The 20,747-nt window shown below is 54.2% G+C and carries 19 protein-coding genes; 10 read left to right on the forward strand and 9 right to left on the reverse strand.

Annotated features, from left to right (window positions below; all coding sequences use genetic code 11):
• The first annotated feature begins 11 nt into the window (after positions 1 to 11).
• From EBB_RS08840 to EBB_RS08855, 4 genes are all read left to right on the forward strand, one after another.
• On the forward strand, positions 12 to 2,156 hold the full coding sequence (locus tag EBB_RS08840; RefSeq protein ID WP_192393362.1) for a biotin/lipoyl-binding protein: 2,145 nt from the start codon (positions 12 to 14) through the stop codon (positions 2,154 to 2,156).
• On the forward strand, positions 2,149 to 4,146 hold the full coding sequence (locus tag EBB_RS08845; protein ID WP_192393363.1) for a preprotein translocase subunit SecA: 1,998 nt from the start codon (positions 2,149 to 2,151) through the stop codon (positions 4,144 to 4,146). Before EBB_RS08840 ends, EBB_RS08845 begins: the two co-directional genes overlap by 8 nt.
• A gap of 86 nt (positions 4,147 to 4,232) precedes the next feature.
• Entirely contained in the window at positions 4,233 to 5,120 is an 888-nt protein-coding gene (locus tag EBB_RS08850) for an efflux RND transporter periplasmic adaptor subunit (RefSeq protein WP_192393364.1), read from the forward strand.
• Positions 5,121 to 5,463: 343 nt separating this feature from the next.
• Positions 5,464 to 5,655 carry a hypothetical protein gene (locus EBB_RS08855; RefSeq protein ID WP_192393365.1) on the forward strand — a complete coding sequence of 64 codons (192 nt, stop codon included), beginning with the start codon at positions 5,464 to 5,466 and terminating at the stop codon, positions 5,653 to 5,655.
• Positions 5,656 to 5,779: 124 nt separating this feature from the next.
• Here EBB_RS08855 and EBB_RS08860 read toward each other — a convergent pair whose 3' ends face one another.
• The 8 genes from EBB_RS08860 to EBB_RS08895 form a co-directional block, all read right to left on the reverse strand.
• On the reverse strand, positions 5,780 to 7,690 hold the full coding sequence (locus tag EBB_RS08860; protein WP_192393366.1) for a hypothetical protein: 1,911 nt from the start codon (positions 7,688 to 7,690) through the stop codon (positions 5,780 to 5,782).
• A 41-nt stretch (positions 7,691 to 7,731) separates the two neighbouring features.
• Positions 7,732 to 8,196 (reverse strand): putative lipoprotein, encoded by a 465-nt coding sequence (locus EBB_RS08865; protein ID WP_192393367.1) that lies wholly within the window; start codon positions 8,194 to 8,196, stop codon positions 7,732 to 7,734.
• Between the two features lie 97 nt (positions 8,197 to 8,293).
• Positions 8,294 to 9,253, reverse strand: coding sequence for a lipoyl synthase (gene lipA / locus EBB_RS08870; RefSeq protein WP_192393368.1), 960 nt, complete (start codon positions 9,251 to 9,253; stop codon positions 8,294 to 8,296).
• Between the two features lie 81 nt (positions 9,254 to 9,334).
• A complete protein-coding gene (gene lipB, locus EBB_RS08875; RefSeq protein ID WP_192393369.1) occupies positions 9,335 to 9,955 on the reverse strand; it encodes a lipoyl(octanoyl) transferase LipB in 621 nt (206 codons plus the stop codon).
• 9 nt (positions 9,956 to 9,964) lie between these two features.
• On the reverse strand, positions 9,965 to 10,231 hold the full coding sequence (locus EBB_RS08880) for a YbeD family protein (protein WP_192393370.1): 267 nt from the start codon (positions 10,229 to 10,231) through the stop codon (positions 9,965 to 9,967).
• Complete coding sequence (locus EBB_RS08885; RefSeq protein ID WP_192393371.1) at positions 10,228 to 11,067, reverse strand: D-amino acid aminotransferase; 840 nt, start codon at positions 11,065 to 11,067, stop codon at positions 10,228 to 10,230. Before EBB_RS08885 ends, EBB_RS08880 begins: the two co-directional genes overlap by 4 nt.
• Positions 11,064 to 12,227, reverse strand: coding sequence for a D-alanyl-D-alanine carboxypeptidase family protein (locus EBB_RS08890; RefSeq protein ID WP_192393372.1), 1,164 nt, complete (start codon positions 12,225 to 12,227; stop codon positions 11,064 to 11,066). Before EBB_RS08890 ends, EBB_RS08885 begins: the two co-directional genes overlap by 4 nt.
• A 143-nt stretch (positions 12,228 to 12,370) precedes the next feature.
• Positions 12,371 to 13,003 (reverse strand): helix-turn-helix transcriptional regulator, encoded by a 633-nt coding sequence (locus tag EBB_RS08895; protein ID WP_192393373.1) that lies wholly within the window; start codon positions 13,001 to 13,003, stop codon positions 12,371 to 12,373.
• Positions 13,004 to 13,200: 197 nt separating this feature from the next.
• Here EBB_RS08895 and EBB_RS08900 point away from each other — a divergent pair, with 197 nt between their 5' ends.
• Both EBB_RS08900 and EBB_RS08905 read left to right on the forward strand, forming a co-directional pair.
• Complete coding sequence (locus tag EBB_RS08900) at positions 13,201 to 13,581, forward strand: group I truncated hemoglobin (RefSeq protein ID WP_101054714.1); 381 nt, start codon at positions 13,201 to 13,203, stop codon at positions 13,579 to 13,581.
• A 16-nt stretch (positions 13,582 to 13,597) separates the two neighbouring features.
• Positions 13,598 to 14,584: a 2Fe-2S iron-sulfur cluster-binding protein gene (locus EBB_RS08905; RefSeq protein WP_192393374.1), complete on the forward strand. Its 987-nt coding sequence runs from the start codon at positions 13,598 to 13,600 to the stop codon at positions 14,582 to 14,584.
• Here the strand turns inward: EBB_RS08905 and EBB_RS08910 are convergent.
• A complete protein-coding gene (locus EBB_RS08910; protein ID WP_192393375.1) occupies positions 14,557 to 15,453 on the reverse strand; it encodes a LysR family transcriptional regulator in 897 nt (298 codons plus the stop codon). The genes EBB_RS08905 and EBB_RS08910 overlap by 28 nt on opposite strands.
• Before the next feature lie 127 nt (positions 15,454 to 15,580).
• Between EBB_RS08910 and EBB_RS08915 the strand changes: the two genes are divergently transcribed.
• Genes EBB_RS08915 through EBB_RS08930 form a run of 4 tightly spaced genes read left to right on the forward strand, consistent with a single transcriptional unit; the run spans position 15,581 to position 20,655 of the window.
• A complete protein-coding gene (locus EBB_RS08915) occupies positions 15,581 to 16,441 on the forward strand; it encodes a hypothetical protein (RefSeq protein WP_192393376.1) in 861 nt (286 codons plus the stop codon).
• A 19-nt stretch (positions 16,442 to 16,460) separates the two neighbouring features.
• The gene (locus EBB_RS08920; protein WP_192393377.1) at positions 16,461 to 18,041 is read left to right on the forward strand and encodes a DHA2 family efflux MFS transporter permease subunit; all 1,581 of its coding nucleotides are present in this window, start codon (positions 16,461 to 16,463) and stop codon (positions 18,039 to 18,041) included.
• A complete protein-coding gene (locus tag EBB_RS08925) occupies positions 18,041 to 19,486 on the forward strand; it encodes an efflux transporter outer membrane subunit (RefSeq protein WP_192393378.1) in 1,446 nt (481 codons plus the stop codon). The genes EBB_RS08920 and EBB_RS08925 overlap by 1 nt, the downstream gene beginning before the upstream one ends.
• An 8-nt stretch (positions 19,487 to 19,494) precedes the next feature.
• A complete protein-coding gene (locus EBB_RS08930) occupies positions 19,495 to 20,655 on the forward strand; it encodes an HlyD family secretion protein (RefSeq protein WP_225587286.1) in 1,161 nt (386 codons plus the stop codon).
• The last annotated feature ends 92 nt before the right edge of the window (positions 20,656 to 20,747 follow it).

A 20,747-nucleotide genomic window follows, 5' to 3' on the forward strand; every position in this document is an offset into this window, starting at 1 on the left:
GAGGTTTGCTCATGGCTAACGAACTGTTCAGCCCGCACTGGTACCGGGTCGCCAAGCTCAAACCCAAATTGCATAGCCATATCGAAATCCATCGCCACGAGTATCGCGGCCTGATCTGGTACATCCTGGAAGACCCCAATACCGCCCGCCATCAGCGCTTTAATAGCCTGGCCTATCAGTTCATCGGGCTGTTGGACGGCAAGTTGAGCGTACAAGAGATTGCGGACATCCTGAATCGGCAGCTGGGCGACTATGCACCCAGCCAACAAGACCTTATTCAACTACTGGGGCAATTGCATCAGGCTGATTTGATTCAAACCGAAGCCTTGGTCAACACCGAAGAATTATTCGAGCGTCAGGCGCGTTTAAGCAGCGCGAAAAGCAATCAGCGATTGTTGAATCCGCTCTCGCTGAAATTGCCGTTGTGCGATCCGGACGAGTTTCTCAGCAAACATGTATCCAAAGTGGCGGGTCTGTTCAGCGTCAAGTTCGGCGTGGTCTGGCTGCTAGTCATTGCAATTGCTTTGCTGCAAGCAGGGGCTAATTGGCCGGAAATCAGCCATCATTTTGAATTGAATGCTTTGGCTCCCTACAATTTTTTGATCATGTTCTTGCTGTACCCCTTGATCAAAATCCTCCATGAATTGGGGCATGGCTTTGCGATGAAGTTGAAAGGCGGCGAAGTGCATGAAATGGGCGTCAATTTTTTATTGTTCATGCCGGTGCCTTACGTCAATGTCTCCGCCGCCAACCATCTGCGTAACAAGCACGACAGGATGTTGATCAGCGCCGCCGGCATTTTGGTGGAAGGATTTCTGGCCGCGCTCGGCCTGTTCTTATTTTTGAGTACCGAGACCGGATTTGTCCAGGATATGGGTTTCGACATCCTGCTGACTGGCGGCGTCTCATCGTTGTTTTTTAACGGGAACCCATTATTGAAGTACGACGGCTATTACATTCTGGCCGATGCTTTGAGCATTCCCAATTTGTATCAGCGTTCAAGCCAAATCTGGGCCTATTTGGCCCAGCGTTATTTGTTTGATTTGAAACAGGCGGTGTCCCCAGCCTCCGCACCAGGCGAAACGGCTTGGTTTGTCATCTATAGTTTGGCATCGCTGACTTACCGCCTGATGATGTTGTGGTTCGTCTGTATTTATCTGACCGAAAAATTTTTCTCACTGGGCATCGCCGTTGCGTTGTTGATGGTGTCATTACAGGTCGTGTTTCCGCTGTATAAAGCCATACGTTTTGTGTTTACCAGTCCCAGTCTGAGTCGGAAAAGAGATAAGGCGCTGCTGACCACGGCAGGCTTGGCCTTGTTTGTGGTTCTGGTTTTTGGTGCTTTGCCGATTCCCAATTACACGCTGGCTGAAGGCGTGGTGTGGCTACCCGACGAAGCGTTGATCAAGGTGGAGCAAGACGGTTTCATCGGCGAATTGCTGGTGAAATCCAATCAGTTTGTGAATCAGGGGGATGTGTTGCTGGTCATGCATGACGATGCATTGGAAGCCAAAGCCAAGATCGCTCGCGCCAAAGTGGCCGAGTTGCAAAGCCAATATCGGGCGGAGAAAGAGTCGGATTTAGTGAAGGCGGAAATTTTGAAAGAATCGCTGCGCGTCGCGGAATCCGAACTGGATCATTTGCACAAAAAAGCCAGTGCGATGATTGTGAGCGCGGCGAAATCCGGCTACATTTTGTTACCGGATGCCGACGATCTGACCGGTAGTTATTTGCGTCAGGGTGAGTTGATTGGTTACATTCTGGATGAACAGCCGCCGACCATCCGCATGGTGGTAACGCAAGACAATATTGGCTTGCTACGGCAAGGCAGCCCGGAAATCAATGTGCGCCTGGTGAGTGATCCGTATCGGGACTACCCGGCCCGGATTATCAGGCTGGCGCCGGAAGCGACCAATACGCTACCCAGCCCGGCCCTGGCGACCACCGGTGGCGGCAAGATCCGCGTGAATACGGAAAACGAACAAGACATGCAAACCCTGCAAAAAATCTTTTTGGTCGATCTGGACTTCTCGCCGCCGAAAAATCTGCCGATAGGTATGCGCGCTTATGTGAGGATCAACCATGGCGGCGAATCGATTATGACTCAGCTGTACCGCCGGGTACGCCAGGTATTTTTGAGGCAGTTCAATGTCTGAGTTGGTGTTGCGTCCAGGGGTGCATTTCGGCAGCTACCCGCAAAAGCCGGAAAGTCGACTAAGCGATTTCGAGCAAGGCGCCGCGGCATTTTTCGACAAACTCCACAAACGCCTGAATCGCCAGCGTTTCAGTCAGGCTTATATCGTCAGTCGAGTTGAAAAAGTTGCCGCCCCGTTAAGCCACTACAACGAGCAACAGTTGACCATTGCCATTCTGGAGCTGCGGGAAAATCTATACCGGCATGGTCTGACCGAAGAGCTGATAATCAGCGCCTTCGCGCTGATTCGCGAAACCGCCGGTCGGACGCTGAATAAACGGCATTTTGACGTGCAATTGTTTGGTGGCTGGTTAATGATCAACGGTATGCTGGCGGAAATGGAAACCGGCGAAGGCAAGACGCTGACCGCGACCTTGCCGGCCTGCACCGCCGCCTTGGCAGGCATACCGGTGCATGTGATTACTGCCAACGATTATCTGGCGGCGCGCGATGAGGAGATTTTGAAACCGCTTTATCTGCGCCTGGGCTTGAAATCCGGCGCGGTGGTTGACGGTATGGACCTTGAACTGCGCCGAAAAATGTATCAACAACCCATCGTCCATACGACGAATAAACAAATTGCCTTTGATTATCTGCGTGACCGCATCGAGATGGGCGAGGATGTGGGCTTGTTAAAATTTCAATTCAAGCAAATTCAACGGCAAATCAAACAGCCGAAAAGCAACGCGCTGATCATGCGTGGCTTATGCTTTGCCATCATTGATGAAGCCGATAGCGTATTGATCGATGAAGCCAAAACGCCGCTGATCATTACCCAGACCCGGCCGAATGAGGAGTCTCCGGAAACCTACGGTGACGCCTTGTATCTGGCCTCATCGTTGTTCATCAACGACGACTTTGTCATGGACCCGAAAACTCGGGATGTCGAACTGACGCCGCAAGGCGAAAATACCATTGCGGATATGATTATCGGCTTGGGACCGAGTTGGAAAAACAAGCGCTGGCGGGAAGCCATGGTCAAACAGGCGTTAATTGCTGAGTATTGTTTCAAGCGCAACAAGCAATACATCCTCAAAGATAACAAGGTACAAATCATCGACGAGTTTACCGGCCGGGTGATGGAAGACCGGTCTTGGGAGCAGGGCTTGCAACAAATGATAGAAGCCAAGGAAGGTTGCTTGATTTCCGAACAACGCGAGCCGCTGGCCCGGATCAGTTACCAGCGCTTTTTCAGCCGCTATCTCAAACTGGCCGGTATTTCGGGCACGGTGCGGGAAGTGGCGACGGAAATGCAGCGCGTTTATGGTTTGCATAGCGTAAAAGTGCCAACCCACAGGGTTTCGAAACGAAAAATACTCAGCGAGAGGGTTTATTCCACGCAAGCGGCCAAGCAACGGGCATTTTTACAACGGGTCGCGGAAATACACGCGCAAGGCCGGCCAATATTGGTAGGCACCGGTTCGGTAGCCGAGTCGCTGGAGGTCAGTGTCTGGCTGGAAGCGGCGGGCTTGGTTCACCGGGTGTTGAATGCGGAACAAGATCAACACGAGGCCGAGATCATTGCGCAAGCAGGGCAGTTGTACGCTATTACTGTAGCTACGAATATGGCGGGCCGTGGTACTGATATTGCTTTGGGATTGGGCGTGGCGGAATTGGGAGGTTTGCACGTGATCGCGTTGAACTGCAACGAATCCCGCCGTATTGACCGGCAATTATACGGGCGCTCTGCCCGGCAAGGCGATCCGGGTAGCTGTGAGGCGATACTTGCTCTGGAAGATACTGTGTTACAAGAATATTATTCCCCGGTTATTCTCAAGAACTTGGCGCGGATGTTGGCCGATGGCGAATCGCTGCCGGCACTCTGGGGACAGCTGGTTTTACGTTTGCCCCAACATTTCAAGGAGCTGCGGCAACGCAAGATCAGAAGGCAATTGATGCAGCAGGATAAGCATTTATCTCGTATTCTGGCTTTTGCCGGCAAGTTTGAATAATTCTTGTGCCTTGAGTTTGCTAAATTTGTTACAAAAACAGGGATTGAAAATCCTGTTAGTCAACCGCTCCGAATTTTTTTATACAGATGCTTAGAACCCAACGTTTTTATCTCACGCTACTCGGGCTGATGGTATGCGGTGACACGCTGTTTGCCGCCAATCTGGATTGCATGGTCAAGCCGGAAATGTACGTCGAGCTGAGTAGCCCGGTGGCGGGTACCGTCGAAGCGCTGTTGGTCGATAAGGGTGATCACGTTGCCAAAGGCCAACCACTTGCCCAATTGGAAGCGTCGGTGGAATTGGCCAAGTTCAACCAGGCCAAGGCCGATGCAGAGAGCAGCAGCGAGGTACGCAATCAGAAAGTGAAACTGGAGTACGCCACGCGCAACCGCACCCGCTATCGTAGCTTGGCCACGAGTAGTGTCATTTCGCAAATCGAGAAAGATAAAGTCGAAACCGAAGTGGTGTTAGCGGGAATCGAGGTGAGAAAGGCGGAGGAACGTAAAAAGTCGGCGATGTTGGCATTTGAAATGGCCAAGGCACAACTGGAGGTTAAAACCATCAAAAGCCCTATAGACGGTATTGTGATAGACCGCTATGCCATGCCCGGTGAGTCCGTCAGTGATCGTGCGATTATGAAGCTGGCGCAAGTCAATCCTTTGCGCGTTGAGCTGATCGCGCCGACTGAATATTTTGGCTTGATTCAGCCTGGTATGGAAGTGGAAGTACGCCCCGAACTGCCGGCCAAAAAAGTCGTGAAAGCCACAGTCACCAAAGTGGACCAATTGATCGATCCGGCCAGCGGCAGCTTTACGGTGCGCATGACCTTGCCTAACCCCAGCGACGAACTGATCGGCGGTGTCAACTGTATCGCCACGTTTGATTTTGCTACGCCAGCCGCAACCACGACGCCGACTCCCCCGCCTTTTGTACCGCAGAATGCGGCGCCAGTGAGCCCGGTCATCAAGCGTTGATCTTACGCTACAGCGCTCAACCCAGCGCATTGACACAGCTTGCACAGAGCCTGTCAAAGTCATGGCTTCAAAAAAAATCAGTCCGAACGCAATGCCAATAACAAATAGGGCGGGTTGATAAGCGGAACACCGACTGGTGTTTTCCCGGTCTGAGACCAATAGGAGAACGGTTTATTGCGGGATTTTGGGCAAATTAGAGCAATTCAGGCATAGCCTCAATGCTGTTATAACACTTATCTCTAAAACTGCGAGGCGACAGGCAACTCATATAAGGGGCTTAGAATAAAATTGGCCGCTCTCGAGTAGAGTTGTAGCCATTAAATCCGTGAACAAGAGGTAGCCAATGTCATACATGTCAATTAATTCAGGCGCGTCGCAAATTTATAGTGCTGCCGGGGCCAATGTTCCAACAGTCAAAAAGGCGCAGTCAAACAGCCCCACGCAAGCGTTTCAGCAAGTCCAACCGGCTGCTAAAGAAGCCGCCGATCAAAATAACGAAGGTGGTAAAGGCAGATTTATTGATGTTCGAGCCTGATGCCCTAGAATTTCACCGCAAATTGCCTAGGGGCTGAGGGTAGTCCGATAAAGCCCTAACAAATTATTCCTCCCACCTCTCTGACCGTTCGATAGTCTAACGCTATAGTCGCAAGGTAGCCTGGTTAAAAAGCTTCACGCCGATATATACCTGTCTCCGGCAGCAATCCAGGAAACGAGCCTTTACGGATGTTAAAAAACAACAGCTCCGGCAGGCTGACGACAATGCCTTTCAAGCCTTTGTGTAGATTGTCCCCGTCATCCCACGGCCAACTGAACAAACCATAAAGGCCCTGGCCGCCGGCTACCGCCAGATTGAAGCCTCCCTGTAATGGCCGAGGCCATAGCTGATCTTGAGTAAAGAATAAAAACGCCGCGTCGTCCCCGTTCCATTGATAAATACTCGAACTCAGGGTATTGGATTCCTGTAAATCCACCTGCCATTGCGGCATCTGCCGGTAACGCTGTTGCCGCTGCCGTTCTCTGTAGGGCTGGCGCTGGAAGCTGGTGCTTAGTCGATATGTACTTCCTATCTGGTCATAGGCGATAAACGGAATCATGTTCAAGCCGCCTTCGTCAACGTAACCGCCCAGCAGTCGCTGCGACGCCTGAATTGTGCTTTCCCCGGCTGTAGCCGAGATGTCAGCAACCGTCTGGTTGATGAGCCGAAAGATTTCGGTGGCGCAATTGCGGCTAAGCAAGTTGTAGCCATACAGAGATTGCAATTGGCTTTGATAGGTTTCGATTTGCTGCGTGACGCTGTTTTGGAAATCTGCCAGTTCGCTGGTAGGCAGCGGTAAACCAAGCAATTCCGCCGCTGCCGGTCGCGATGGTGTGCTTGTCAATGGCAACAGCTGCAAAGATTGCTGCTCATGGCGCGGCTTATGTAATTGCATTAACGCTGTTGCGCTTAGCTCCAGTTCCGAGTAAGCAAGCTCATCCAGCGCTATGGGGCTGTCGAGTTGTTTGGACGCCGCAGCAAACAGCTCTTGGCTGTATTGCAGCGCTGCCGGCAAATTGTCTTCGTCGATAATAGCGGCTTGTGGGTCGTCACTCTCGGGGCGGCTGCGGTCCAGCACGCTCAGATAGCCCGAAGCGACGGCATGGTCCAGCGCATGCAAGCGGGCCATTCCCACCAACAGTGGATAACCCCAGTCGCTGCGCTGGCTGCGCATCAGGGTCATTAAATCGGCAAACAAACGCTGCCGAAAATCTTGCAGCTTGGCGCGTTGCGCGGAGTTGAGTTTGCATGCCGCCTCGGGAATTTCTAACAAACTTTCGCTAAGCGGGGACAACCTGGCGTGCAGCACATCCAGCGCGGCCAGATTCAGCAACTGATTGCGGTAGCGTTCGGCAAACGAACTGTTCGTGGCGGTAAACCGCATGTCTTTGGGTTCGTTAGCACTGGGATTAACTGCTAATTCCGGTTTCAGGGCTTGCAGGGTTTGCCAAGCTTGCTGGCGCTTGGCCGCCAAAAAATCTTCGCCATACTCGTTAACGATGGCTTCGTGCAATTGTTGTAATGCTTGGCTGCTGTTGCTGGGTTTGCCTGCCTCGACAGTGAACGCTTCCGTCGCCCGGTATTGCTTCAAAAAATAACCCAATCCTTTTATGGGTAGAGGCGGCGCAGAGCCAAGACGTTGCAAGCCTGCAACTAGCGCTTGATCGTCGTACAAGGCTTGTAACAGCGACAATTGCTGGTTTTGAATAAACAGGCGGCGACTAAAGGTGTCCCGTAGTGTTTGAAAAAAATCCTCAGACACTTCGATGCGGTGACCGTATATGTTACGGTTTTCCTGAAAGCCGTAGGCAAACTCAAAGGCCGCCGCATCGTTGCGATACAGACGCAGCAAGCCCGGTTCGATGTGTTGAAAATGAAAGACTTGCTGGTCGAATTTAATCGCGGCATGGCCACCGCTGGCACTGCCTTCGTTGGCGTCTATGTACAGGAATTCGAAATGACGACTTTGGTCGGCTTCGGCAACGGTTATCCAAATTAAACTGCCCAGCACCATCGCCCACTTTGCGAATCTCAAGCCAGCAACTGGCATGGCTAAGTGGGCGACTATTGGTGGAATTATTTTTTCAAGCCTTCTTCAATAGCTTGTTTTTTCCACGGTTCGTTATCGCTCAAACTTTCGGTAAACGCGGAAATTTGCGGTTTGCCGAGCTTGGCTTTGGCAAGTCCGCGGCCGATGCCGACGTAAGTATTGCGGTCGGTCTCCCAGTTGGTGATCTCATGGCTTTCGGCCAATTCGCTGAGATGCCGGCGAAAACTATCCAGCGTGCTGCTGCTGGACACCACGAAGGTAGCGGTGTAGTCAGCTACATCGGTTTCGTATTTATCGCGCTTGTTACGCGACGAGTCGGAACTGGAGGTGAAGGGGCTGGATGTGCTTTTGAAGATGCCGCCGGAACTGTCAGACAAGCTGCCTAGGCTGTCGGACGAGCTCTCGGAGCTGGTGGAAAACGAGCAGCCGCTGATTAGCGAAGTTCCCAGAACGACGGTGCTTGCCAATGTGAATGTTCTGAATGGATTCATATGCTTGGATGGCTTTTAAAAAACAAATAGTGTTACCGGTTATGCGCGGAGGCGCAAGGTTTTACGCCTCTCAAGTGTTTAGTCGGCGGCAGCACGGCTATTTGCCAACTCCCGCCGCTTGTAAATCAGCGTGATAAGAAGATCTTACCAAGGGCGCGCTGGCGACCTGTTTGAATCCCAATTCGCGGGCGATGTCAGCATAGCGCTGAAATTGGTCGGGATGAATATATTCCTGTACCGCCAAATGGTCCTTGCTGGGTTGTAAATACTGGCCCAAAGTCAGCATGCTGACGCCGTGGGCCAGCAAGTCTTTCATCACGTCTATCACTTCCGTTTCGGTTTCGCCTATACCCAACATCAAGCCGGATTTGGTCGGAACTTTCGGTAAGCGTTGTCCGTGTTGTTGCAGCAATTGGAGCGAAATATGGTAATCGGCGCCGGGGCGGGCTTGCAGATACAGGCGCGGTACCGTTTCCAGATTGTGGTTGAACACATCGCAGGGCTGTTGTTGCAGAATGTCCAGTGCTGTATCCATCCTGCCGCGAAAATCCGGTACCAATACTTCGATGGTGGTATTGGGCGACTGGCTGCGCACTGCCGCGATACAAGCGGCAAAATGGCTGGCGCCACCGTCGCGTAAGTCGTCGCGGTTCACGGAGGTGATGACCACGTATTTCAAAGCCATCGCGGCAATGGTCACGGCCAGATTGGCCGGTTCTTCCGCATCCAAAGGCTGTGGTTTGCCGTGGGCGACATCGCAGAACGGACAGCGGCGGGTGCACAAATCGCCCATGATCATGAACGTGGCGGTGCCGTGGCTGAAGCATTCGCTCAAGTTGGGGCAGGCGGCTTCTTCGCAGACGGTGTGCAGGCGATTCTCGCGTAACGATTGCTTAATCCGGTTGACTTGGTCGCCGGTCGGCAATTTGATGCGGATCCAATCCGGCTTACGCAAGATTTGTTCGGGTTTTTCCACCTTGACCGGGATTCGCGACAGCTTGTCGGCGTTGCGTTGGTGAGTTTCTGGCGTGGAGCGGGAAGGGGCGTTGAGTGTCATATTGCCACCGGGCATTTGGGTTGGTTTTTGAATCTCCGCAAGCTTGGCTGTTTCCAGCGACGCTTGTCGAGTTTGCTTGTTTCAGATTTCTATTGCTTGCAGTAACTGATGCACAACCGGCACCGCGAGTTCCTGATTAGTGATCTTAACCCCCAAATCGGTCAGTTGCGTGACTTGCAAGCCGGCATAGCCGCAGGGATTGATGTCTGTAAACGGCGCCAAATCCATATCGTTATTGATGCTTAAGCCATGGTAACAGCAACCGCGCTTGATACGCAGGCCTAGCGAAGCAATTTTTTGCTGATTGACATAGACCCCCGGTGCCTTGGGCTCGGCTTGGGCGGCGATGCCGTATTGCCGCAAGGTGTTTATCACTGCGCTTTCCAGGATAGTCACCATTTGTCTGGGACCTTTGTTTAAACGGCGCAAATCGGCTAACAGGTAGATTACCAACTGGCCGGGACCGTGATAGGTCACTTGGCCGCCGCGGTCGCTTTCAACGATTGCGATGTTGTTGGCTTTAAGAAAATGTTCGCGTTTGCCGTTTAAACCCAGGGTATAAACCGGCGGATGCTCGACGATCCAGATTTCATCGTCAGTGTTGTCATCGCGTTCGGCAGTGAATTGCTGCATGGCTTGCCAGACGCCGATATAGTCTTGCGCCCCCAAATCCCGGAGGATTGTCGTCGCCTTACTGGGCATCCGTTCGGCTTACAGCGCCATCAATACATCGGGGCAGGCCGTCAAGCCCAGGTAGATCGCGTCCAGCTGTTCACGGCTATGGGCTTCGATCATGATTGTCACCGCCAAATAATTGCCGCCTTTGCTGGGCAGGGTGGTGACCGCGCCTTCCAGGATGTCCGGGACATGGCGGCGGACGATTTCCACGACGATAGCGTCGAAATTGTCGCTATGTTTGCCCATCACCTTGATAGGAAACTGGCAGGGAAATTCCAGTAAACTTTCGGTTTCGCTCATGATAGTGATTTTTTGTAGGCTTGCAGTAAGTCGTCCATGCGTTTCCAGGCCGGGCCGGGTTTGCCGTCACCGACTTGCTGGCCGTCCAGTTCGATGACCGGCACGATCTCGCGAGTGGAACTGGTGACCCAGATTTCGCTGGCGTTGTGCAGGGCTTCCAGTGCGATGATGTCTTCCTGGTAGGGGATGTTATGCGCGGCCGCCAGTTCCAGAATCACGTCGCGGGTAATGCCGGGCAGGATTTCATGGCTTTTGGGCGGCGTGATCAATTCGCCGTCCAGCACCGCAAACAGATTACTGGCCGCGCCTTCCACAACGTAACCGTTGCGCACCAGTATCGCTTCCGCGCTGCCTTGATCCAGCGCTTCCTGCCTAAGCAGAATATTGCCCAGCAAGGTGATGGCTTTGATGTTGCAGAGCTGCCAACGGGTGTCGTCCAGCGTAATCGCCTTGATGCCGTCGATCCGGCCGGCGAACGGCTTGATGTCCGCGCACATCGCAAATATCGTCGGTACGATTTGTTCGGGAAAGCCGTGATCGCGTTTCGGCGCATAGCCGCGGGTGACTTGCAGGTAAATGTATTGATCCCGGTCATCCGCCAGCAGCGGCCGGAAAATCGCTTCCCAGTCCGCAACGCTATGCGGCAAAGGCAAACGGATACCGCTCAGGCTATTGTTGAGCCGGACAATATGGTCTTCCAGTCTGAACAGCCGGCCGTTATAAGCCGGAATCACTTCGTAGACGCCGTCGCCGAATAAAAAACCGCGATCCAGCACCGACACTTTCGCGTCGGCTAATGGCAGATAAGCGCCGTTCAGATAGACTTGCTCGGTCATTCTTTTTCCAGTAAGCCAATGGCTGCGTCGTAGAGGCGGCGGAAAATGCCGCCCTCGGCGACAGCATCCAAAGCCACCAGCGGTTTGCTGAGGATGGATTCGCCAGCCAACGAAATGTTCAGGTTGCCGACCGTGTCGCCCTTGTTAAGCGGCGCGAATACGCCTTTGTCGATCTGGGTTTCGGCTTTTAACTCGTTAAAGTGTTTGCGTGGGGCGGTGACATACAGGTCTTCCGGCAAGCCAACCGCAACTTTGGACGTCACACCTTTTCTGACCCGGGCTTCGCCCAGCGGTTTATTGCCTTCGTACAGACGATGGGTTTCGAAGAAGCGGAAACCGTAATTCAGCAGCGATTGACTCTCGTTGGAACGCGCGCCGGCGCTGGCGGTACCCATGACCACCGAAATCAAACGCATATCTTCGCGTTTGGCGGAAGCCACCATGCAATAGCCGGCATCGTCGGTAAAACCGGTTTTCAAACCGTCAACGGAAGGATCGCGCCACAGCAGCAGGTTGCGGTTTTGCTGGGTGATGCCGTTGTAAGTAAATTCTTTTTGCTTGTCCCAGCGATAATATTCCGGAAACTCTTTGATAACCGCGCGGGCCAAGGTCGCGAGGTCATGCGCCGAGCTGTAATGGTTGGGGCTGGGCAGACCAGTGGCGTTTTCGAAGTTGCTGTTGGACATCCCCAGGCGGCTGGCTTGTTCGTTCATCATTGTCGCGAAGGTTTGTTCGCTGCCGGCGACGTGTTCAGCCAAGGCTACGCTGGCATCGTTGCCCGATTGAATGATCATGCCTTGCAATAAGTCTTCGACCGCCACTTGTTTGTTTACCTCGACGAACATTTTTGAGCCGCCGGTTTCCCAAGCGTTCTGGCTGATCGTGACTTTCTCGTCTAGCGTCAAATGCCCGGCTTTCAGCTCGCGGAACACCACGTAGGCGGTCATGATTTTGGTTAAGCTGGCAGGCGATACGCGCTTGTCGGCGTCTTTTTCGGCCAATACCCGTCCGCTGTCGAAGTCTAAAAGAAAGAAGCTGGAGGCCGCGACGCTAGGGGCGGCGGGGGTAAAAATCGGGCTGGCGGCTTGCAGCGAGAAGGCGGTTAACAATAACAGCAGCCCGCTAAACAGGCTGGTTGTCGTACGGTAAGGTTGGCTCATGGTCGCAATTCAAAATAGTCATTCTGGAAAGGGCCATTGTAACACCGAGAGCCGCCGCGTAGAAAAACCCGCGTATTGCGCTCAGGCGTTTAAGTCCGCAGCCGGAAATTTTGGCAACTGTTTGGAATAACTGGAAAGTTGGTTCAGGCGCTTGTATTGCAGATTTTGAATTTGCAGGCGCAATCCTGCAAGGCCATGCAAGCGGTTTGCTCGACAGGCCTATTCAATAACGTGGTAATCAGCGCGCGATCAAATTCGCACAGTTCCGGGTGTTGTTGCGCCAGATCGTGATAAACGCAGTTAACGGCTTTAATGGTTGGCTGTGCTTGTTCGGGGTCCATTTCGGCGTGATAACCCAGCGATTGCATCAATTCCACCAGCGCGCTTTGCTTTTGTGCTGGGTCCTTACCGCTAAACTGCGGGGCCAATGACTGCGCCAGGTTAACGCCCATACGCCAGAGCATTTGCCGCAAGGCCGTTTCGCCCAGTTCGGTTTTTAGCTCGCCCAGCAACAAGTTGCAAAACCAGGGATATTGCTTGGGCAGACGGTTGCGGCCTTGTTCGGTCAGCGTGTAACTGCGCGCAGGCCGGCCGCCGGTGCTGTTCAGTGCCGCTTCCTGAACCAACTGGTCTTTTTCCAGGCCGGTGAGATGTTGCTTCACGGCGTTTCTGGAAATCTCCAACTGTGCGGCCAGCTCGTCGATACTCATGCCGGCCGTGGTGGACAGCAGTAATTTTAAGATTTGCTCTTGGCGCGAGCCGGTAAGTTTGACCATGTGCGTGTGGGACGGTCGGAAATAAGTGATGCGGCATTCTACGCCGGATCAGTTATCACGCAAAGCGCTGTAAGCCAATTTTTGACATATAAATAACTTTTATAATAAAAATATTGCAAAAGTAGTTTTTTTCGCTTACTCTGCGCTCGGCTTTAAACAGCCGCATTTTTTTAATTGGCAACGAAAGGCAGACCATCATGAGCGAAACCACAGCGACACTTTACGAACAACTGGGCGGCGAAGCGGCAGTCAATGCAGCGGTCGATATTTTTTACCGCAAAGTGTTGAGCGATCACCGCATCAGCCGCTTTTTCGATAACACTGATATGGACAAGCAGGCCGCCAAACAAAAGTCCTTTTTAACCATGGCTTTTGGCGGTCCGAATAACTACTCCGGAGCCGATATGCGCCAAGCCCATGCGCATCTGGTTAAAAAACTGGGTTTGGATGATTCACATTTTGATGCAGTGGTCGAGAATCTGGCGGCTACCTTGCAAGAACTCAATGTGCCGCAAGAGTTGATCAATCAAGTTGCGGCGATTGCCGAAAGCACCCGTAACGACGTGTTGGACCGCTAGGCGCCGGAGTAGGGGGATGAACGTGCATAAACTCAGCGTGAATGACCGCGAAATTGTTTGCGAGTCTGGCGAAACCGTGCTGGACGCCTGTCTGCGCGAAAACATCGACATCCCCTACGGTTGTCGGCAGGGTGCCTGTCAAAGCTGTATGGTGCGCAGCTTGCAGGGCCCGCCGCCACTGGCGGCGCAAGACGGTTTAAAAGATGTTTTGCGCCATCAACACCATTTCCTGGCCTGCCTGTGTTATCCGCAGCAGGATATGTCTATCAGCATTAGTCCGCCCGCCGATTTTTTTACTGAAGCGACGGTGATCGAAAAAAGTTTGTTGAATGCGGAAACGCTGCAACTCACCTTGCAGTGCCGGGAAACCATAGATTATTACGCCGGCCAGTTCGTGAACCTGAAACGCGCCGACGGTTTGACCCGTAGTTATTCGATTGCCAACAACCGTGTGCACGCCAACAAACTCAGCTTTCATATCCGCCGTTTGGCCGGCGGCCGCTTCAGCGAATGGGCGCATCAGGAGTTGAATGTCGGTGACAAGCTGGAGGTGTCCGATCCGCAGGGGCTGTGTTACTACCTGCCGACTACCCTGGAGACAAACCTGTTGCTGATCGGCACCGGCAGTGGTTTGGCGCCATTGGCGGGCATAGTCAGTGAGGCTTTGCACCACGGCCACAGCGGCGATATTCATCTATTCCATGGTAGCCGCGAGATGGATGGTTTGTATTGGATCGAAGAAATGCAGGCGCTTGCCGACCAATACTCTAATTTCCACTACACGCCCTGTATATCGCGTGGCGACGCACCGGAAAGTGTCGTTAGGGGCCGGGCCAACGATGTGGCGATGGCGAGTTTGCCTAGTCTGAAAGGTTGGCGGCTGTATTTATGCGGCCATCCGGACATGGTGCATCAGACCAAGCGCCAAGCGTTTTTGCAGGGCGCGGCCTTGCAGGACATCCATGCCGATGCATTTCACGTCGCGTCGGCAACCTTGGATTGATCGGGCAACGCATAAACCTTTTGCCGCTCCAGAGCCGCCAAGATGCGGATCTGCTCCAGCACCTGCTGCAAAACCGCCGAATCGTTATCGCGCTGCGACACCATATAAGCCGGTAATTTGAATTGCGGGCTATCGGCGACCGGAAACAGTTTGCCGGCTTGTAGTAGCGGTTCGGCCAGGCGTACCGGCAGGAAGCTGGAGCCGCGGCCTTGCGCCAGAATCAGTTGTACCGCCATCCAGCCGATATTCACCACCTGCGTCGGCCGTTCCAGGTTCGGGTAGCTATTACTGTGCTGAGCATAAAATCCGGGCGCCCAATCGACATAAATGTAATCGTCATTCGGCCAGGGCTGACTGGGGTCGGTGGTCAGCAGCACCAGGGTTTCGTCGAACAAAGGTTCTATTTGCAGGCCGGGGCTGTGTTGGGGGGTGTACATCAAGCCTATGTCCAGCGCGCCCGCCACCAAGCTGCGCATCAAGTCTTCCTCAAAGCCGATGTCGCTGCGAATGGAAATATCGGGCATGGCCCGCCGTATTTCACTAATCCATTCCGGCAACAAAGTTTCGCACAAGGCAATCCGCGCGCCGATACTGATGCTGCCCCGAAACCGGCTGGGCAAACCGATGTCGTGTCGGGCTTGTTCCAGGGTTAATAGCAAGGATTTGGCGTGCGGTAAAAAACGCCGGCCCGGCAAGGTCAGGCTGGCCCCGGAGCGATTGCGAACAAACAGCGTCACGCCCAAATAGGCTTCCAGGCGCTGGATGCGGGTGCTAACCGTCGATTGCGTTACGTACAAACGGTTAGCGGCCTCCAGAAAACTGCCGTTGGCCGCAACGCTTAAAAAGGTTCTGATTTGGTCGATGTCCATGATTTTAATATTGCATTTGTCGATATTAAAGTCCAATAAATATCGCTTGTCTTATATCAATGCGGTTTTTATAGTGCTTAGCCTGTAATGTATCGATTCGATGGCATTGTTGGGTGCGGAGGAAAACATGAAAACTTCAACACGTTGGTTTGCCCAGTTATTTGAAGATCACAAAAAAATTCTGTTTGGCTTGGTGTTGCCAATCTTGCTCGCTGGGTGCGCGGCGCCGAGCATCAGGCCGGCCGCGTCACAAGTCGATCAATTGCACAGCATTTTGATTGTGCCGGTAGAAGCGCCGCCCCTGGAAGTGATACCGGATTTGATCGAACGACGCGACCCGGCTTACCGGCATGCTCAAAACATGGTCTTGGGTTTAGCCCTACCGACCAAGCTGTATCAAACCGCAGGCGGTATTCTCGTTACGGGTATGGTTTACGGTGATCAAACGCAGCATGCGGATGCAATTACTAAAGCCTCGCCGACGAATGCAGGTGGCTTCGCGAAAACCGATTTGCATTGGACGCCAGCCCTTGTCTCCGCCCAAAAGCTGCGCAATCTGCTGGCCGTGGAAAATCGGAAAAGTGAATTGAGCCGAGACTACTACCATTTGCCATGGGCGGAGGGTTCCGCCAGTTTACCGCGTTGGCACGAGGCGATTCAGGCTTGGTATGGACTGGATTGGACGCCGGTCAATTATGTTGAGAGAGGCGATTACGATGCCATTTTGGAAGTAGGGGTAGGCAGGTATCGGATCTTCGAGGGGCAAACGTCCTTGCAGGTAATGATCAAGCTGATCGATCCGGTCTCGCGCCGCGTTATCGCCCGCACCTTGGCGCAAAGCTTTAAGGTCGATGACGAGGCGCTTGCCTCTCTAGATGACGATGGAGCAGCATTTAAAGAACTGATCGGCAATATGGCAGTGCCGCTGTTGCGGCAAACTTTGGGCGATATAGGTTTGCGTATGGCGCCGCAGGCCGACGAGACTTAGTACGCGGACTGGTAATCGGATGAGTGTCGTTTATCACAAACGTCTGCGCGGCTGGCGTTTTAAGCTGTTTAATCTGTGCCTGGGTTTTGGGCATGCGCTGGTGATCTTCAATGCTGGCGCGTACATCGCTATGCTGCCCAGAGTGGCCGGCGGCTTGGGCGTGCCGCCCAGTTTTGCGACCTGGACCCAAACTGATTACATGATCGCGCTGGCGCTGGCGTTCCCGGTGGGCGGCTGGTTGGCGCGGCGCTTCGGCGAATACCGGCCCTTTGTTGCGGCTTTCTTGGTTTTTGCCTTGGCTTCTTTCATTTGCGCCTATTGCACTGCCTTTTATAGCTATCTGGCTGGACGCATTTTGCTGGGATTTGCCGGCGGCTTGACGCTGCCCTTGGGTCAGGCCTTGTTGCTGAAGGAATATCCCGATAGACGCAAATCGCTCGGCATCGGTATCTGGAGCATATTTACGTTGACGCCGTTTACCTTCGGTCCGCCCTTGGGTGGTTGGATAGCCGACAACCTGGGCTGGCGCTGGCTGTTTTGGCTCAACATTCCGGCCGCATTGGCTATTGCCGGTATCGTCGGCGCGCTGCTGTACCGGCGCGGTCACCGGCGATCCTGGCAGCGCTTCGATAGCGTGGGTTTTATGTTGTCAGTGATGCTGGTGTTTGCTTTGCAGACTTTGTTGAACCAGGGCAACGATTGGGACTGGACCCATTCGGCTTATATCAAAGCTTTAATCGCGCTGATAGCTGCGACGCTGATGTGTTGGGTGGTTTGGGAATTGCAAGTGCGCCGGCCATTTCTGGATATTCGCCTGTTCGCCCACCGCAATTTCAGCATTGGCGTATTCATTTTATTCACCGGCTTTCTGTATTTTCAAGGCTTGCTGTCTTTGCTAATCGTGCAGTTACAACTGGCGTTCGGCTATTCGTCTTGGGAAGCCGGTTTGGTATTTCTGCCGATGGCTATCTGCGCCAAACCGATGGCCAGCGTCTTGCACGAGATTGTCAAACGCTGCGATGCCCGGCTGTTGGCGAGCGCGAATTTGCTGGGATTTGCCGCCACCTATTTCTGGCTGAGTCGCTTCGACGATCCTGATTCATTTGCGCAATTGTTCTGGCCAAAATTGCTGGAGGGTGCCTGCCTGGGTAGCTTTTTTGTGCCGATGACCGCTTTGCTGCTACACGGCCTGCCGGCCGAGCGGCAATGGCGGGCGCTGGAGCTGGCGAATCTGTTACGGATAGCGGCCGGGGCAATCGGCATTGCCGTGCAAGGTATCGTGTTGTACCGGCGGGCGCCGCAGCATCTGACCCGCTTCGCCGAAAATCATGGCGCGTTTGAATTGGCCGATCATCCGGCCTTGGCAACGCTAAATTCGCTGGGATTCGCCGAGCCGACGGCGTTGGCCAAATATGCCAAGCTGGCCGGACGCGATGCGGTGTTGCACGCTATGAACGATGCTTACTGGATGGCCGGTTGCGCGTTTGTCGGCATGGCGGCGTTGGTCTGGTTTGCGCACCCGACTCGCACCCCGGTTAAAGTTAGCGTCGAGCAGGAACTGCGCCGGGAAACTCAGGAACTGCTGGCTGAGGAGGCCTAATGTCTGTACGCCAACTCATTGCATTGGGGTTGATGTTGGGTATTTCGTCTAGCTGTGCGCGGTTTGGCGACGAAGAAAGTGCGCGCGCCAGTCTGTTACCCATGCCTGACATGACCAACACCGTCGCCGCGGCGCGCGGCAGTTTCGCAAGCAGCGATGCCTGGCCGGCGCAGGATTGGTGGACCGGCTTCGCCAGCCCGGAATTGCAGCGCCTGATAAGCGCGGCGCTGGCCGATAATCCGGATTTGAAGGCTACCGCAGCCCGATTGCGGCAGTCGCAGGCGATGGTCGATGCGCAGGCCGCCGAGCTTTATCCGACGGTTGATGCCAACGTCAGCTTCTCAGCGCAACGTTTCTCGGCGAATAGCGTACAGGCCAAACTGGCCGGCGAGAACTTTCGGCAAATGCTGATTAACCCTTTGATCTTACGCTACCACCTGGACTTTTGGGGACGCGATGCAGCGGCTTTGCAAGGCGCGGTCGGCCGCTCGCTGGCGGCCGCCGCGGAACTGGCCGATGCGCGCCTGCTATTGTCATCTACCGTGGCCAGGGGTTATTTCGAATTGCTGGCGGTCGCTGCCAAGCAAGGCATCGCCGAGGACATCGTCGCCGAGCGGCAGGCCTTGTTGAAATTCGAACAAACACGTCTGACCACCGGTTTAGCGGCCGATGCACCACTATTGCAGGCTCGTATAGCCCTTGCCAACGCCGAACAAGGTTTGGCTGCGGCGCGCGCCGACGTGGAATTAAGTAAAAACCTGTTGGCGGCGCTGGCCGGCAAGGGGCCTGATTGGGGGGCTGGCATCGTCATCGAACCTGATCGGCTTGAGCAAGCGTTAACCCTGCCGGTGGATTTGCCGCTGCATTTACTGGCGCATCGTCCCGATATTAGCGCGGCGCGGCTGCATGCCGAGGCTGCGTCTGAGGAAATCAAGGTGGCCGAGGCGGCGTTTTACCCAGACGTTAATCTGGTGGCTTTCACCGGTTTGCACAGCGTCAGCTTGAGCGATGTTTTGTTGCAAGGTTCCAGTCTGGCATACGCGGTCGGGCCGTCTATCGAGTTTCCGATTTTCGAAGGCGGCCGGCTGCGCGCCAATCTGGAGTATCAACAGTCTGCTTACGATGCCGCCGTCGAGCGCTATAACCGCAGCTTGGTGCATGCGGTGCAGGAAGTGGCCGATGCGCTGAGCCGCTGGCGCGAGCTGGATGAGCGCTTGGCGGCACAGCGGCAAAGCCTGGCCGACGCATTAGCCGCTGACAAGCTGGCCGGCAGTTTGCGCAGTCATGGCTTGTCTGATCGCGCCGCGCCGAGTCTGGCTAAATTGGAGGTCTACCAGCAACAGTTTCGCTTGGCGGCTCTGGTGGGCGAGCGACATAAAGCCGAGATCAATATCATCAAGGCGCTGGGCGGCGGCTACAGCGACACTAACCCCGCAACGCCATGACCGCAAACATGCCAAAAAAAATTCGTCCTCGGGAAATTCTGCGCCAACGCCGGCGCCGCTTGCAAGGCGTCACCTTGGCCTTACTACTGACCGGTTTGGCTTATCTGGCGTATTGGTGGCTGGAGCATCGCGATTGGGTGACCACCGACGACGCGTTCGTGGCCGGACATTTAATTACGCTGAAAACCCAGACTGACGGTACCGTGGTCGAAGTATTGGCGGAAAACACGCAGTGCGTGGAAAAAGGTCAGGTCTTGGTGCGGCTGGATGGTGTGCATGCCGGTATTGCCTTGCAGCAGACGCAAGCCGAATTGGCGGAAGCGGTGCGGAATATCGTCAGTTTGCAGGCCAAAGCCGAGACGCTGAAGCAGCGGGCCTTGGTGAAACAAGCTTTACTGGCACTGGTCAATCACGACCTGGCGCGCTTCAACGCGGCGGCTAAGGATGGGGCGGTTTCCGATCAGCAACTGCAAAATGCCCAAGATAAAAGCCACGAACTGGAGGCGGCGATTAAAGAAATTCGCGCCGAACAAAGCGGCGTCGAGGCGCAATTGCTGGATTCGGGTATCGATAATCATCCTGCGGTGGAAAAGGCTAAGAGCCGCTTGCGCCAGGCGTTTCTGGATTTTCAACGTCGGAATCTGGTGGCGCCGGTGTCCGGTTGCGTGGCCAAACGCAAGGTACAAGTCGGCGATATGCTCAAAGCCGGCGCACCGCTGCTGGCTATCGTGCCGCTGGACGATCTATGGATAGAAGCCAACTTTCTGGAAAGCCAGATCGCCGGGGTCAGGCCGGGGCAGGCGGCGGAAGTGCGCGTCGCGGCGTATGGTGACGACCGGGTTTATCACGGCCGGGTGCAAGGCATCAACCCAGGCACCGGCAGTATCTTTGCTGTGTTGCCGACCGATAATGCCACCGGCAACTTCATTCATATCGCCGAGCGTTTGCAGGTGCGTATCGCGCTGGATGCCGGGGAACTCAGGGCCAATCCCTTGCAGCCCGGTCTGTCTACGTTAACCCGAATCAACATAGAAAAAGCCGACGGTTTAGTATCGGCATCCTCGGTTACGCTGAATGGCAAGGCTTATCGCACCGATGTTTATGATCGAGAGTTGGATGGCGCCGAACAGTTGATAGAACAGATCGAGTTGGCCAATCGGCCGCACTAGTTCAGCGGCATTAAGGCGGCTAGCGATTAATTCCCACAAAATTGCTGCAATAAAGCGCCGCTCCGTGTATCTTTGCCTTCCGGCAAAAATGG

Source organism: Methylomonas fluvii, assembly GCF_014850975.1.
GTDB classification, from domain to species: Bacteria; Pseudomonadota; Gammaproteobacteria; order Methylococcales; family Methylomonadaceae; genus Methylomonas; species Methylomonas fluvii.

Excerpts from the sequence above, each read along its gene's own strand:
- EBB_RS08840 (WP_192393362.1), top strand. The coding sequence starts at position 12 with ATGGCTAACGAACTGTTCAGCCCGCACTGGTACCGGGTCGCCAAGCTC.
- EBB_RS08845 (WP_192393363.1), top strand. The coding sequence starts at position 2,149 with ATGTCTGAGTTGGTGTTGCGTCCAGGGGTGCATTTCGGCAGCTACCCG.
- EBB_RS08850 (WP_192393364.1), top strand. The coding sequence starts at position 4,233 with ATGCTTAGAACCCAACGTTTTTATCTCACGCTACTCGGGCTGATGGTA.
- EBB_RS08855 (WP_192393365.1), top strand. The coding sequence starts at position 5,464 with ATGTCATACATGTCAATTAATTCAGGCGCGTCGCAAATTTATAGTGCT.
- EBB_RS08865 (WP_192393367.1), bottom strand. The coding sequence starts at position 8,196 with ATGAATCCATTCAGAACATTCACATTGGCAAGCACCGTCGTTCTGGGA.
- lipA (WP_192393368.1), bottom strand. The coding sequence starts at position 9,253 with ATGACACTCAACGCCCCTTCCCGCTCCACGCCAGAAACTCACCAACGC.
- lipB (WP_192393369.1), bottom strand. The coding sequence starts at position 9,955 with ATGCCCAGTAAGGCGACGACAATCCTCCGGGATTTGGGGGCGCAAGAC.
- EBB_RS08880 (WP_192393370.1), bottom strand. The coding sequence starts at position 10,231 with ATGAGCGAAACCGAAAGTTTACTGGAATTTCCCTGCCAGTTTCCTATC.
- EBB_RS08885 (WP_192393371.1), bottom strand. The coding sequence starts at position 11,067 with ATGACCGAGCAAGTCTATCTGAACGGCGCTTATCTGCCATTAGCCGAC.
- EBB_RS08890 (WP_192393372.1), bottom strand. The coding sequence starts at position 12,227 with ATGAGCCAACCTTACCGTACGACAACCAGCCTGTTTAGCGGGCTGCTG.
- EBB_RS08895 (WP_192393373.1), bottom strand. The coding sequence starts at position 13,003 with ATGGTCAAACTTACCGGCTCGCGCCAAGAGCAAATCTTAAAATTACTG.
- EBB_RS08900 (WP_101054714.1), top strand. The coding sequence starts at position 13,201 with ATGAGCGAAACCACAGCGACACTTTACGAACAACTGGGCGGCGAAGCG.
- EBB_RS08905 (WP_192393374.1), top strand. The coding sequence starts at position 13,598 with ATGAACGTGCATAAACTCAGCGTGAATGACCGCGAAATTGTTTGCGAG.
- EBB_RS08910 (WP_192393375.1), bottom strand. The coding sequence starts at position 15,453 with ATGGACATCGACCAAATCAGAACCTTTTTAAGCGTTGCGGCCAACGGC.
- EBB_RS08915 (WP_192393376.1), top strand. The coding sequence starts at position 15,581 with ATGAAAACTTCAACACGTTGGTTTGCCCAGTTATTTGAAGATCACAAA.
- EBB_RS08920 (WP_192393377.1), top strand. The coding sequence starts at position 16,461 with ATGAGTGTCGTTTATCACAAACGTCTGCGCGGCTGGCGTTTTAAGCTG.
- EBB_RS08925 (WP_192393378.1), top strand. The coding sequence starts at position 18,041 with ATGTCTGTACGCCAACTCATTGCATTGGGGTTGATGTTGGGTATTTCG.
- EBB_RS08930 (WP_225587286.1), top strand. The coding sequence starts at position 19,495 with ATGCCAAAAAAAATTCGTCCTCGGGAAATTCTGCGCCAACGCCGGCGC.